Here is a 14581-nt window from a genome sequence, read left to right on the forward strand (position 1 = left end):
TTTGCTTCGCGCTATATCCGCCGCTGACGACGGCGAACAGGGCGAGGATGTTTTGTTTTTTCCACCGTGGCGACGCCGGCCAGATAATCGGCCAGGGCGGCAGGAGAAGGGTGGGTGAAGAGGTCAAGCAACGTCAGGGTGGAAAATTCGTGACGTTGTAACAAAACGTGTAGTTGCACCAGATTCAGTGACGTTGCGCCCGCCTCAAAGAAGTTTTCTGCGGGCGTGACAGACTCGCCAACCACCTCGCGGAAGGCGTCGCAAATCAGGCTGACGGTGCTCTCGTCCGCCGCAATGTGTGGCTGAGAGTGCTCAGGGCATACGCGCGGTGAGCGATCTGCGCATTGCCCTGCGTATTTAACGGGAGGCACCAGCGCGGCGAGCGGCAGTTGCCAGCCGCTTTCATCCTCGGCCATTCGGTTTAGCAATGCGCAATACTGTTCAAACTGGCGCTCCACCTGCCCGGCAGGAAACAGCGCGGCGACAAAATCCCAGTTAAAGCGCAGTTCGCCTTCGGATTCATAAACCTGGTGATCGAGCCAGACCTGCGGCGTCTGGGAGATGCCCCAGACCGGTTTGAGCAGATTACACCGGGCGAGGAAGTTATCCTGCTCAAAGCCCAGCGCGCTGGTAAAGACGACGGGCATCGGAATGGCTGGCACGTTTTGCCGTTGCGCCAGTTGACGCATCACGCGGATGGCTGACACATCGCGGTGGTTGAGGTTCTGGCTCAGCCGCTGCTGTAGTGACTGCGCGGTGTGCAGCCAGCTTTCGCCGGGATGCCAGCTCAGCAGCATCAGCGAGGTGAAATCGCCCAGAATCTGGTTGATTTGCGGGTGCAGCGGCCGCCTGTCGAAAAGCGTAAGGTTAAGCGTGAACTCAGGCTGCGCACTCCATGCAGAGAGAACCGTTGACCACACCGATAACAGTACGGCCGACGGGGTGAGATGGGCGTCAGCCGCCCGTTTTTTCAGGCGATGCCAGCGCGTGCTGTCCAGCGCGCCGTTCAGGCGGGTGAAGCGCGGTGTTTCAACCTCCTGAGGCAAGCAGCGCAGCGGCAACGCAGGTGCCGGAGGAATATCATCAAGCTGCGCCTGCCACCATGCCAGAGAATCTGGATTGGGCGACTGTAGCGAGGGTTGTTGCAGATAATCCCTGAAGGTGACGGGCAGCGGCGGAGGCAACTGCTGCGGGTAGCGGTAGCCGTGCTCCAGCTCCGCCAGCAGGATCTGCATGCTCAGACCGTCAAGCAACAGGTTATCCAGACACAGCCACAGGCGGGCGGGCATCCCGTCCACGTATCCGACCTGGAGATCGAATACCGGCCACACTTCGGGGTTGAGTACCTGATGCGCCAGTTTTTCGCGCACCCGCAACGCCTCTTCAGGCGTATGGAGGGTGTGTGCGGTTATCACCCAGTGGGGCGTCTGTTCGAGCACCTGTTGCTGTCCATCACGTACGACGGCTCGAAGCATATCGTGGCGGGCGATTAATCGGTTCCAGACCGTCTCCAGCCGGGTGAGGTCCAGATCGGCAATTTCAAATTCAACAAAGAAATGTGAGCCGACGCCGCCCAGGGCAAAGCCCGGCTGACGCCCCACCAGGTAAGCCTGCTGCACGTCGGTAAGCGCAAAGGGCTGGTAGCGATCTTCAGGGGTGTGGACGAATGGTTGTTCGACCGGAACGTCGATTTTACGCAGCGTGGCGGCAAAATCCGCCAGCCGGGGATGATTAAACAGGTCGCTTAATTGCGCTTCATAACCTGCCTGATGAAGTTGTCCGGTCAGACGGGTCGCCAGCAGGCTATCGCCGCCTTGCTGGAAGAAGTCGGTTTCTCTGGTGACATTGCCAGTCGATAAGAGTTGCTGCCAGAGGGCGGCAACCTGTTTTTCAATGTCGCCCTGGGGTAAATCCGCTTCGGCCTGGTTTTCCGCTTCAGGAGTATGACGACGCTTCAGCGCCTGATAGTCAATCTTCCCGTTAGCCGTCAGCGGTAAGGCGTCGAGGAAGACGATCCGTTGCGGCACCATCCACCCCGGCAGGCGTCCGGCGAGGGCAGCCTGAAGTTGACGGGGATCGCGGCGCACCTGGCTATCGGGACATTGTACGAGGAAGCGTTGTAACCCCGCGACCTCATCGCCATGCTGACAGTTGAAGGCGGCTGCGCTAAATAACGCCGCCCAGTCGGCACTGTTATGCAGCAGGGCCTCCGGCTGTCCATCGGTTAACAGGAGCGTGCTGAGCAAGGCGGACGGCGTTAACTGGCGAAACTCCATCACGTAGAGCAGCGCGCCGGGAACGGCAAGCTGTTGTAATGTCGCAAGGAGCCCGGGATCTTCCGGCAGCAGACGATGCAGGGCGTTATTAAGCCAGATAATGTCCGCCGAGTGAGCGTGCGCCGCCAGCGTGTCTGCATTCCAGGGGGACAGACGGGCACCAGGCCAGGGGACGAGCCTCTGCCGGGCGCTCAGGAGCATCTCCTGGCTCTGCTCAAGCCCGACATACTCAACCTGTCCGGCGTTGAGCTGTACTAACAGCGATTCTGCGGCGCGGCCGGTGCGGGTTCCCACCTCAAGCAGGCGTACCGGGCGCTGTAAGCGCTGTGCAAGCTGTTGGCAAATTGTCGCCAGTTCCTGAATATATGGGGCGCTGGCCGGATGGTTGAAGGCCAGGCTTTCCGGCGACCACTGCACGTCGTTCAGTAACGACAGTTCGTCGCGGGTGCCGCGAAGAATTTGCGATAACGTTAAATCATGTCCGCTGAAATTCGGGTGCTCATCCTTTCGTTCTTCACCAGCGCAGACCTGATAACCTTCAGCAGCGGGCTTCAGTCGCCGTTGCGTCACCAGAAATGCTAACCAGCGTTCCACCACGGCCTGCCAGCGCGGCTGGATAGCGAGTGAGTTCATCAGGGGGAGAGGATCGGTGCCAGCGGTGTGACCCGGCTTCAGTTTTAACAGGCGATGCTGAAGGAAATCGGCTACCTGTTCTGCGGAGATCTCTGGCGAGATAGCACAACAGGGCAACGTTCCCGCAAGCGTGTGCCACGCCTGCGGCAGTGCCGGGTCCCGATGATCGGTAACGCAAAAAGCCTCGCCCTGAGGAACCACGTATGCCGCCAGCGTTTTTTCTTTTTCGCCGATCGCCAGAACGGTTGCTTGTTTCACCCCCGCCAACTGGCTGAGTGCGCTTTCGATTTCGCCCAGCTCGATGCGATATCCTCCGACTTTGACCTGCTTGTCGCGACGACCGAGGAACTCTATTGTGCCGTCTGGCCAGTAGCAGCCGAGATCGCCGGTGCGATACCAGCGCTCGTCCGGGTGCGTCAAAAATTGCTGCTCGCTGCGCAGGGGATCGTTGAAATAGCCTTCCGCGACGCCGATGCCGCCAATCCATAATTCGCCCGGCACCCAGTCAGGGCAGTCCCGGCGCCGTTCATCCACCACCCGGTAGCGTTGGTTGGTTAGCGGGAAACCGTAAGGGATGGAACGCCAGTGGGCGGGGACGTCGTGAATTTCGCAGGCGTTAGACCAGATAGACGCCTCGGTAGCGCCGCCCATCGCGATAAATTGTCCTTGTGGCCGGAAGGCCCGATAACGGGTGGGGAGGTCAAGCCCGATCCAGTCGCCGGAAAGCATCACTGCGCGCAGATTTTCCGGCGTGGCGTCGGCGAAACCTTCACACCAGGTCAGCAGCATATCGAACAGCGCCGGGACGCTGTTCCAGAGCGTGACCTGATGGCGCTGGATCAGCTCACACCATGCATGAGGATCGCGCCGTTGATTTTCCATCACCATCACCAGCGCGCCGCCCGCGCGCAGTACGCCAAAAATGTCGTAAACCGATAAATCAAAATGCAGGGCGGAGAGGGCCAGCACCCTGTCACCGGGGCCAACCTGATAGCGGGTATTGATATCGCAACAGGTGTTGAGCGCTCCCCGGTGAGAAATGACCACCCCTTTTGGCGTGCCGGTAGAGCCGGAGGTGTAGATAATGTAGGCCGGTTGCGTGGGGGCGCGTACCACCGGGTTGGCGATCGGCTCCGCCTCAATGGCCTGCTGCCAGGCAAGGACGGGAATATCGTCTGACCAGGCGCTGGCGTCGTGCTGGCAAATGAGCACCAGCCGGACGCTGGCGTCAGCGTAGATTTTCTCGCGCCGTGCGGCAGGCTGGTCCAGCGAAACCGGAACGTAAACCGCCCCGGCCAGCAGGGCGGCCAGAACCGCAACAAGTTGTCCTGCGCCTTTCGACATCGTGATAGCCACATTATCGCCGGGCTGAACCCCGCACTCGATTAACCTGCCCGCGCAACGGCGGGCATAGTCTGTCAGCTCATAATAATTCCACTGATAACGCATGTCCGTTACCGCCAGCGCCTGCGGCTGTTGCAGAGCGATACGAAAAATGCCTTCATGCAGCAAGCCTTCGGGAATGGGGGCACCGGTGGCGTTGACCCGTTCGCGTATCGCGCGCTGGCGGGCGGGCATCATATCTGCAAACGGCTTTTGCCAGGCGCTTTCGTCATCGCAGAGTTGGTTAATCAACTGGCAGTAGGCGTCGAACAACGTTTCGACTAACGCCGGAGGGAACAGCGCGTCATTGCTGTCCCATTGCAGCCAGACCTCGCCGTGATGCTCGAACGCCAGATGATCTATCCAGACCTGCGGCGTTTGCGAGATGCCCCATCCCGGCTCGCCCAACGGCGATTCTGCGCGGCTGCTGTAGAGGGAACGTCCCAGATTGCTGGTAAATACCACCGGGGCACCGTGGGGGTAGCGCTGCTGGCGTTTGAGTTCACGGAGTAATTCGACGCCGGACCAGTGGCGATGCTCCCAGTCCTCCGTAAACGTGAGCTGGTTTTTACGCGCCAGGTTGCTAACGGTATCGCCATCGCAGGCGGTATCCAGCAGAAGAATATTGGTGAAATCGGCAAGCATCGCGCCAACTGCCGGGTGCAGCGGCTGGCGGTCGAATAAGGTGATGTTAAGCAGCAGACGCGTCAGGCCGCCCCAGCGAGCCAGCACGGCAGAAAAACAGGTCGCCAGCGCCATTGTCGGCGTCACGCCATACTCGCCGGCCCGGTTGCTAAAGGCGTGCCAGCGTGTTGCCGGGACAATCATGCGGCGCCGGGTATTACGGACTTCGCGCAGTGTGGCGGGTTCGCAGGCCAGCGGCAAGACGGGTGCGGGGGGAAGCGTCGATGCTTTCGCCAGCCAGTAAGCGCGTGCGTTGTCTCTCAGTGGTTGATTGATCTTCTGCTGGTGCAGCAAATACGAACGGAAATCATAGCGGGTGTCGATAGCCGACAGCGATTCTCCGGCCAGCAGGGCGTTAAGCTCATCGAAGAAAAGCGTAAAGCTGGAGGCATCCATAATCAGCAGGTCAATATTGACATGGAGGCGGTGGCGATTGTCCGGCAAGAGCGTCAACTGAAAATCAAACGTTTCGCCGATTTCCACGCGTAAAAGACGGTGGCTCAGGCGCTGGCGCAGTACTTCCAGATAGGCCTGACGGCTTTCAGCGTCGTTATGGCGTAAATCATGAACGGTGACGCCGTTCCAGTAAGGTTGCGGTAGCCAGACCTGCTGCCCGTCGGGGCGAAAGGCGATATGCAGCATTGGGTGGCGTTGCAGCAAGGTCGTGATGGCCTGTTCCAGTTGCAACGCCGTCAGACAATGGCCTTCAAACTCCTGATACAGGTGGCAACCCACGCCGCCAAGCGTCTGCCCCGGCATGCGGCCCGTCAGGTAGGCGTGCTGTACCGGCGTCAATGGGAAGGGGGTACTTTCGGTCATATTCGGCCAGGATGATTCGTCGGGCAGCGTTTCTTCTTCCGCGTTCTCCGGCGACCGGCTGAGCATTAACTGGTTCCATGCCGCCAGCGTGGGGGCGGCATACAGCTCGCGAAGGGTAAGGCGGTAGCCATTTTTACGAAACCAGTGTAACCATCTCATCAACCTTATGGAATCCAGGCCGGCCTGGATCAGATTGCTCTCTTCATGTAACTGCTGCGGCGTTAAATTCAGTTCCTGTATAAGCCGCTCGCGTAATTGTTGGTAATCAGCCGCGTGGCGGTTGTCCGGTAACAGCGAATCCTGAGATGGTGCGCCAGAAATCATTCTTCCTCCTGATGGCACGTCTTACCGAAAAGCATTGTTAATATGAGAATAATAATTATTAACAATTGGGCGCTACCCGAAACGGGTTTATTTATGCCCGTTTCGGGTTGGTAACAGGCGGAAAGAACAGAGGCCCGGATGGGGTATCCGGGCCTCTGTCTGGGAGGCGTTTATGGGGGCGCGACCCAGGTTACATCACGCGTTTAAAGGTCGAAGGGGTTACGCCAAACTGTTTCTGGAAGGCGGTAGAGAAATGGCTGGCGTTGGCATAGCCCAGATCGGCCGCCACCGTCATGACGGAGGTATTGCCGTTGGCCAGGCGTCTTCTGGCTTCCTGCATTCGTTCAGCCTGAAACAGGCCATAGACGCTGTTGTTGAACAGAACGCGGAAGCCTCGCTTAATTTTGAGAACGCTCAGACCGGACTCTCTGGCCAGCTCCGCGACGCCCGGCGCTTGCGTCAGATCAGCCAGCAGCAGATCCTTCGCCCGCAGCAGTTTCTGGCGTTCCATCGGGTTGAAGTGGCAGGAGAGGCAACTGGCGTCTTCGCGATGTTCATCCAGCACCAGACTGAGCATGACCAGACTTTGCCCCTGCAACCATAGCGTCGACGGCTTTTGTTCATGGCTGAAGCCGCCGTGCATGCGCATCAGCGCGTGACGCAAAGTCTGAGCCGTTAAGTGGGTTTCAGCATTACAACGCTGCTGCTGGCAACAGCATTGGGAGTCGATCTTATTCTTAATGACCGCGTTAATATCCGGCACCCACAGCGCGAGGGTTTCAGGGCTGAAGGAAAGGGTAATGCTCTCGAATCGGCCACAATAGGAGGCGCTGCCGCGGCAGCCTGGTGTATGGGTAATGTAATGGCGATTGCGCGCAAGCTCCCAGTCGGTGTGGCGCCTGAGTCCCTGAATTGCAAAGCGTGATGTGCCTTCCAGGATGCACGAGAAGTTAATCCTGCCCAGATCGTCGTGTAGCTGCAACGTCTCAGGCCGCGCAAAATGGCCCCTCCAGAGCAAAATATCCATACCTTCCTGCAACGAACAGCGCAGCAGTTCACACTGAGCAGGAATATTGCCATCGTTTGCAGGTTTCCCAACCACCAACTGGTGAATAGAGATTTCAGATTGCGTTTGCGGTGACTCCGTCATGACCTGGTTATCTCCCTGTGGCTTAGACCAATGCGGGCATATACCCGTCATATTTCAAGTTGCATGTGCGTTGGCTACGGGTTACTCGGCCCATCCCTGGGCCTCGCCCGCCCTTACGGGCCGCCGCAAGCGGCGTTCAAATCTGCTCCAGACAGATTTGTCACTCACCCCAGTCACTTACTTCTGTAAGCTCCTGGGGCTTCCCTCGCTTACCGCCTTCCTGCAACTCGAACTATTTAGGGTATAAATAGAACCGAATGGGGTAGAAGAGTTATTGATAATGCTTATTATTCACATTAATTCTCAGAACGCCACCCTGAATTGTCGTTTTTGGCGTCCGTAAAAATTCATCAGGAAATTCAGTCACTCCCATGTCATCTCAATCATCCAACACTGAATCGCTGTCCCGATTTCCTCTCTGGCAGGTGATTACACCGGTTCGCCGGAAGGTTATTTTAGCTATGGCGCTGGCGGGGCTGGCGGCATTAACCAGCCTGGGAGCGCTCCTTTTTCTGGCGTGGAGCCTGCGCGACCTTCGCGCGACGCCTGACGCTATTCCGGCCTGGCCGCTGGGCGGCGTGATCGGCTGCGTGGTCTTAACTTTTGTTCTGCGCTTGCAGGCGTTCAACACCTCTCATTACGCGGCTTTTCATCTGGAGAATATTCTGCGCAGCAGGTTAGCCCGTAAAGCATTGCAGCTTCCGCCTGGCGTGTTACAGCAAATGGGGAGTGGGTCAGTGGCGAAAGTGATGCTGGATGACGTGAAGTCACTGCATATCTTTGTGGCCGACAGCACGCCGCTCTATGCCCGCGCGATCATCATGCCACTGGCGACAATCGTTATCTTGTTCTGGCTGGACTGGCGGCTGGCAATCGCGACGCTGGGGGTACTGGCGTTTGGCTCGGTTGTTCTCGTGCTTGCCCGCCAGCGTTCGGAAGATATGGCTCAGCGTTATCATAAGGCGCGCGAGCAGGTCAGTGCGGCGGTTATTGAGTTCGTGCAGGCCATGCCCGTGGTGAGAACGTTTGATAGCGGCAGCACCAGTTTTTTGCGCTATCAACGCGCCCTTGAAGAGTGGGTCGATGTGCTCAAAACCTGGTATCGCAAAGCCGGTTTTTCAGCGCGTTTTTCCTTCTCGATTCTGAATCCTCTCCCGACCCTGGTTGTCCTGATCTGGTCGGGGTACGGCCTGTTGCACTATGGCAGTCTCGATTTTACTGCGTGGGTGGCCGTTTTACTGTTGGGCAGCGGGATGGCCGAAGCCGTGATGCCAATGATGATGCTCAATAACCTGGTCGCGCAAACGCGTTTAAGCATTCAGCGTATTTATCAGGTACTCGCGATGCCGGAGTTATCGCTGCCGCTGTCCGACCAGCAGCCGAAAGAGGCGAGCATTACCTTTGAGCAGGTGAGCTTTCATTATCCGCAAGCGCGTACTGGCGCCGCGTTGCAGGAGGTAAGCTTTCATGTGCCTGCCGGGCAAATTGTGGCGCTGGTCGGGCCAAGCGGCGCCGGAAAAAGCACCGTGGCGCGCTTGCTGCTGCGTTACGCCGATCCAGACAAAGGCCATATCCGTATTGGCGGCGTGGATCTGCGCGATATGCAGACGGACACCCTGATGAAGCAACTCTCGTTTGTGTTTCAGGACAACTTCCTTTTTGCCGACACGATAGCCAATAACATTCGTCTGGGCGCGCCGGATACGCCGCTGGAGGCGGTAATAGCGGCGGCCAGAGTGGCGCAGGCCCATGATTTTATTAGCGTGTTGCCAGAAGGTTACAACACGAGAGTCGGGGAACGCGGGGTATTTCTCTCCGGTGGCCAGCGGCAGCGCATCACTATTGCCCGGGCGATTTTGCAGGATCGCCCCATCCTGGTGCTCGATGAGGCGACGGCGTTTGCTGACCCGGAAAACGAAGCGGCGCTTATCAAGGCGCTCGCGGCGGCCATGCGCGGCCGGACGGTCATCATGGTCGCGCATCGTCTTTCAATGGTGACTCAGGCCGATGTGATATTGCTGTTTTCCGACGGACAGCTCAGGGAAATGGGGAACCATACGCAACTGTTGGCGCAGGGCGGCCTGTATCAACGGCTCTGGCAACACTATCAGCAGGCGCAGCATTGGGTGCCGGGTGGAACACAGGAAGAGGTGGTGGAAAATGAAAGACAATAATCCTGCGGATAACCTGGCCTGGCGCGTCATCTGGCGCCAGCTTATCTCCAGCGTTGGCAGTCAGGCCAGGATGCTGAGGCGCAGTATGCTGGCGCTGTTGCTGGCAGCATTCATGCAGGGGATTGCCTTTGCCTGTCTTTATCCGATCATTGATGCGCTGTTACGGGGAGACGCGCCGCAACTCCTTAACTGGGCTGTGGCCTTCAGCGTTGCCACTATTGTGACGCTGGCGCTACGCTGGTATGGCCTGGGCTTTGAATACCGTGGTCATCTGGCGCAGGCCACCCATGAGTTGCGCCTGCGACTTGGCGAGCAATTACGCCGCGTGCCGCTGGAGAAGCTCCAGCGCGGCAGGGCGGGCGAGATGAATGCCTTGCTGCTGGGCAGCGTGGATGAAAACCTCAATTATGTTATTGCGATAGCCAATATTTTGCTGCTCACCATTATCACGCCGCTGACGGCGTCGCTGGCGACATTGTGGATAGACTGGCGGCTGGGGCTGGTGATGTTGCTGATCTTCCCTCTGCTGGTGCCGTTTTATTACTGGCGCCGCCCGGCGATGCGGCGACAAATGCAGACGCTGGGGGAAGCGCACCAGCGACTGAGTGGCGATATCGTTGAATTTGCTCAGGGGATGATGGTATTGCGCACCTGCGGCAGCGATGCCGATAAAAGCCGGGCGCTGTTGGCGCATTTCAATGCGCTGGAAAACTTGCAGACCCGCACTCACCGTCAGGGCGCTGGCGCGACGATGCTGATCGCCAGCGTCGTGGAGTTGGGCCTACAGGTGGTGGTGTTATCCGGGATCGTCTGGGTGGTGACGGGCACTCTGAATCTCGCCTTTCTGATTGCCGCCGTTGCGATGATTATGCGCTTCGCAGAACCGATGGCGATGTTTATCAGCTACACCTCGGTTGTGGAACTGATCGCCAGCGCCCTGCAACGGATTGAGCAGTTTATGGCGATAGCACCGCTTCCCGTCGCAGCGCAAAACGAGATGCCGGAACGTTACGATATCCGCTTTGACAACGTCAGCTATCGCTACGAAGAAGGCGACGGTCACGCGCTTAATAATGTTTCTTTGACGTTCCCGGCAGCCAGTATGAGCGCGCTGGTGGGTGCCTCCGGCGCAGGCAAAACCACGGTCACTAAACTGTTAATGCGCTATGCCGATCCGCAGCAAGGGCAGATTTCTATTGGCGGCGTCGATATTCGCCGCCTGACGCCGGAACAGCTCAATAGCCTGATTTCTGTTGTTTTCCAGGATGTCTGGCTGTTTGATGACACGCTGCTGGCGAATATCCGTATCGCGCGCCCACAGGCGACGCGACAGGAGGTGGAAGAGGCCGCCCGCGCGGCGCAGTGCCTTGAGTTTATTTCCCGTCTTCCGCAAGGCTGGCTGACGCCATTGGGGGAGATGGGTGGCCAGCTATCGGGCGGCGAGCGCCAGCGGATTTCCATTGCCAGAGCGTTATTGAAAAACGCGCCGGTCGTCATTCTCGATGAACCGACCGCCGCGCTGGATATTGAAAGCGAGCTGGCAGTGCAAAAAGCGATCGATAACCTGGTTCACAACCGGACGGTGATTATCATCGCCCACCGTTTATCCACCATCGCCGGGGCCGGAAACATTCTGGTGATGGAAGAGGGACAGGTGGTTGAGCAGGGTACTCATGCGCAATTGCTCTCCCGTCATGGACGTTATCAGGCGCTGTGGCAGGCGCAAATGGCCGCGCGCGCGTGGCGCGACGAAGGGGTTTCCGCGTCTGGAGAGTGGGTGCATGAGTGATGTTCAGTCGAATGTTAAACCGCTGACGTTGACGACCGGGCGGGTGATTTTTGCTATTGCCGGCGTCTATGTGACGCAGAGCCTGGTATCGGCGCTGTCTATGCAGTCCTTACCCGCGTTGGTGCGCGTTGCTGGCGGTTCGCTGGCGCTTGCCGGTGCGACAACCCTGTTTATGCTGCCCTGGGCGCTGAAGTTTATTTGGGCGCCGTGGATCGAACGCTGGCGGCTTCCGCCCGGTAGCCCGGAACGCCGTTCCCGCATGTTAATCCTGCGTGGTCAGGTCGCGTTAGCGGCGATCCTGACGATTACCGCAGCGATTGGCTGGTTTGGGCGAGAAGGGGGATTTCCCGATACGCAAATCGTCGCGTTATTTGTTCTGTTTATGGTGGCAGGCACGGTCGCCTCCACCATTGATATCGCCAGCGACGGCTTTTGCGTCGATCAACTGACCCGCGCGGGTTACGGCTGGGGAAACAGCGTGCAGGTCGGCGGCAGCTATCTGGGAATGATGTGCGGCGGCGGGGTGTTCCTGATGCTGTCGGCAGCATCCGGCTGGCCTGTCGCCATGCTGATGATGGCGGTGCTGATTATGGCGCTGTCACTCCCGCTGTGGCGCATTACGGAGCCGACGCGAACAGAGACTATCCCGCATGTTCCGGCGTTAGGTTATGCGCTAAGGAGGAAACAGGCGCGCCTGGGCTTATTGCTGGTATTGATGCTGAATTCAGGCATGCGGTTTGTGCTGCCTCTTCTGGCGCCGCTGTTGTTGGATCATGGGTTAAGCATGTCCGCGTTGGGCGCGCTGTTTAGCGGCGGCAATATTGCAGCGGGCATAGCAGGAACGCTGGCCGGTGGATTGCTGATGAAATACACCTCACCCGGCAGAGCGCTGTTGACGGCTTATGGCGTCCAGGGGATCGCGCTGCTGGCGGTGGTGATGACGCTCATGATGGCGCCGGGTCATCTGTTGCCGCCGATTCTCCAGTGTCTGGTCATTGTCCAGTCCATTTCGCTGGCCTGCGCGCTGGTCTGTCTTTACGCCACGCTGATGTCGCTTTCATCGCCTTTGCAGGCCGGTGTCGACTTCACCCTCTTTCAATGTACTGACGCGGCAATCGCCATTCTGGCAGGCGTTATCGGTGGCGTTGTTGCTCAACATTTTGGCTATGCGGCCTGCTTCCTGTTTGCCGGGGCATTCACGTTGTTGGCGGCGTGGGTTGCTTATATCCGGCTGCATTCGGCAAGAGAACTGATGACAAGCGCAATTGATTGATCCGGGAATAACACAGAGAGGTAAGGGATGAAAATCAGTGAATTTTTACACCTGGCGTTACCAGAGGAACAATGGCTGCCGACGATTTCTGGCGTTTTACGCCAGTTCGCAGAAGAAGAGTGTTATGTCTATGAGCGCCAACCCTGTTGGTATTTAGGCAAAGGGTGCCAGGCACGGTTGCACATTAATGCCGATGGAACGCAGGCGACATTTATTGATGATACCGGGGAGCAAAAATGGGCGGTGGATTCCATTGCCGACTGCGCGCGTCGTTTTATGGCGCATCCTCAGGTGAAAGGACGTCGGGTATATGGACAGGTTGGGTTCAACTTTGCGGCGCATGCGCGGGGGATTGCCTTTAACGCCGGGGAGTGGCCGCTACTGACGTTAACCGTTCCCCGTGAAGAACTTATTTTTGAAAAGGGAAATGTCACCGTTTATGCGGACTCCGCCGACGGGTGCCGACGTCTGTGCGAGTGGGTGAAAGAGGCCGGTACAACGACGCAGAACGCACCACTGGCGGTGGATACCGCTCTCAATGGTGAGGCGTATAAACAACAGGTTGCACGCGCCGTTGCGGAGCTCCGCCGTGGCGAGTATGTCAAAGTGATTGTCTCGCGCGCTATTCCCCTGCCATCGAGGATTGATATGCCCGCCACGCTGTTATACGGGCGGCAGGCAAACACGCCTACGCGTTCGTTTATGTTCCGTCAGGAAGGACGCGAAGCGCTGGGCTTTAGCCCGGAACTGGTGATGTCAGTGACGGGCAATAAAGTGGTTACTGAACCGCTTGCGGGCACCCGCGATCGCATGGGAAACCCGGAGCATAATAAGGCGAAAGAGGCAGAACTGCTGCACGACAGTAAAGAGGTGCTTGAGCATATCCTTTCTGTCAAAGAAGCTATCGTCGAACTGGAGGCCGTTTGCCAGCCGGGCAGCGTGGTGGTTGAAGATTTAATGTCGGTTCGCCAGCGCGGCAGCGTTCAGCATCTGGGGTCTGGCGTGAGCGGTCAGCTTGCGGAAAACAAGGATGCCTGGGATGCGTTTACCGTGCTGTTTCCGTCTATTACCGCCTCAGGCATCCCTAAAAATGCTGCTCTGAACGCGATTATGCAAATTGAGAAGACGCCGCGAGAGCTTTATTCCGGCGCAATCCTGCTGTTGGACGATACGCGCTTCGACGCGGCGCTAGTTCTGCGTTCCGTATTTCAGGACAGCCAGCGCTGCTGGATACAGGCGGGGGCGGGAATCATCGCGCAATCTACGCCGGAACGCGAACTGACGGAAACCCGGGAAAAATTAGCGAGCATTGCGCCCTATTTAATAGCGGCAGAGCAGGGGTAGTCAGGCGAGATTGTCCGCCCTGGGAGTCAGTGGCTGGTTATTTAATGTGAAGTGCAGCGTTATAACAAAAATCCACGCAATTGCGTGGATTTAATTGGTTTTTGCGAGCGTTATGAGATTCAGCGAAACCTCATGAGACAGCAAATTTTATTTAGACGTTGAATCGTGACTTTTATTGTATTTCATTGATATTTAATGTTTTAATTTCTACTGCTCTTTAATTATACTCATTATTGTACTCATTTTGGAATTGGCTCGCTTTCGAAATGGACAGTTCGTATGTTCGACTCCATAATCGGCACCATTTCAAACTTTTGCCAAGTCTACCGAAACCAACTCAAAGCCCGTATACGGCTAGTTTCTAGCCCGTACCTTATCTTTTGGTATCAACTGGAATCAAATCACAGTTGGGGGCATAAGTGGGGGGCAATCTGTGTTCGGTCCAGGGATATGCCCTAATGAAGTGTAAGTATCCCGGTAAGCCGTGGTGCGACAGAGAAACCAAGAAGGTTCGCCATTGCTCCAGTGAAGTCTTTCATTACGCCATAGTTACCAGCCGTACGGAATACAATCCCGCAGCGGATCTAACCAGCGTGATGTCAGGACATGAATCAAAACATTATCCCTTCCTTATTGTTGTGGAGTCAGAGAGTAAATGGCATTTATTAGTCATTAAAAAAATAATCAGTTGAATTGGTTATCCATGACTTCCCCGACACACTTAAATGTGTC

The 14581-nt window shown here is 57.3% G+C and carries 6 protein-coding genes and 1 pseudogene; 5 read left to right on the forward strand and 2 right to left on the reverse strand.

Annotated features, from left to right (window positions below; all coding sequences use genetic code 11):
• Positions 1–11 precede the first annotated feature (11 nt).
• Entirely contained in the window at positions 12–6119 is a 6108-nt protein-coding gene (gene irp2, locus AC3G3F_RS04620; RefSeq protein WP_488394532.1) for a yersiniabactin non-ribosomal peptide synthetase HMWP2, read from the reverse strand.
• A 190-nt stretch (positions 6120–6309) separates the two neighbouring features.
• Entirely contained in the window at positions 6310–7269 is a 960-nt protein-coding gene (gene ybtA / locus AC3G3F_RS04625; protein ID WP_114048850.1) for a yersiniabactin transcriptional regulator YbtA, read from the reverse strand.
• Between the two features lie 461 nt (positions 7270–7730).
• Here ybtA and ybtP point away from each other — a divergent pair, with 461 nt between their 5' ends.
• The 5 genes and pseudogenes from ybtP to AC3G3F_RS04650 all read left to right on the forward strand — a co-directional run.
• Complete coding sequence (gene ybtP / locus AC3G3F_RS04630) at positions 7731–9443, forward strand: yersiniabactin ABC transporter ATP-binding/permease protein YbtP (protein WP_070789048.1); 1713 nt, start codon at positions 7731–7733, stop codon at positions 9441–9443.
• On the forward strand, positions 9430–11232 hold the full coding sequence (ybtQ, locus tag AC3G3F_RS04635) for a yersiniabactin ABC transporter ATP-binding/permease protein YbtQ (protein ID WP_053507907.1): 1803 nt from the start codon (positions 9430–9432) through the stop codon (positions 11230–11232). The genes ybtP and ybtQ overlap by 14 nt, the downstream gene beginning before the upstream one ends.
• The gene (ybtX, locus tag AC3G3F_RS04640) at positions 11225–12505 is read left to right on the forward strand and encodes a yersiniabactin-associated zinc MFS transporter YbtX (protein WP_488394534.1); all 1281 of its coding nucleotides are present in this window, start codon (positions 11225–11227) and stop codon (positions 12503–12505) included. The genes ybtQ and ybtX overlap by 8 nt, the downstream gene beginning before the upstream one ends.
• A 27-nt stretch (positions 12506–12532) precedes the next feature.
• Complete coding sequence (ybtS, locus tag AC3G3F_RS04645) at positions 12533–13849, forward strand: yersiniabactin biosynthesis salicylate synthase Irp9/YbtS (RefSeq protein WP_023247659.1); 1317 nt, start codon at positions 12533–12535, stop codon at positions 13847–13849.
• 480 nt (positions 13850–14329) lie between these two features.
• Positions 14330–14493, forward strand: a pseudogene (locus AC3G3F_RS04650) (phage integrase central domain-containing protein); the annotation flags it as partial.
• Positions 14494–14581 lie beyond the last annotated feature (88 nt).

Source organism: Salmonella sp. FC25216, from assembly GCF_057751355.1.

Excerpts from the sequence above, each read along its gene's own strand:
- irp2 (WP_488394532.1), bottom strand. The coding sequence starts at position 6,119 with ATGATTTCTGGCGCACCATCTCAGGATTCGCTGTTACCGGACAACCGC.
- ybtA (WP_114048850.1), bottom strand. The coding sequence starts at position 7,269 with ATGACGGAGTCACCGCAAACGCAATCTGAAATCTCTATTCACCAGTTG.
- ybtP (WP_070789048.1), top strand. The coding sequence starts at position 7,731 with ATGGCGCTGGCGGGGCTGGCGGCATTAACCAGCCTGGGAGCGCTCCTT.
- ybtQ (WP_053507907.1), top strand. The coding sequence starts at position 9,430 with ATGAAAGACAATAATCCTGCGGATAACCTGGCCTGGCGCGTCATCTGG.
- ybtX (WP_488394534.1), top strand. The coding sequence starts at position 11,225 with ATGAGTGATGTTCAGTCGAATGTTAAACCGCTGACGTTGACGACCGGG.
- ybtS (WP_023247659.1), top strand. The coding sequence starts at position 12,533 with ATGAAAATCAGTGAATTTTTACACCTGGCGTTACCAGAGGAACAATGG.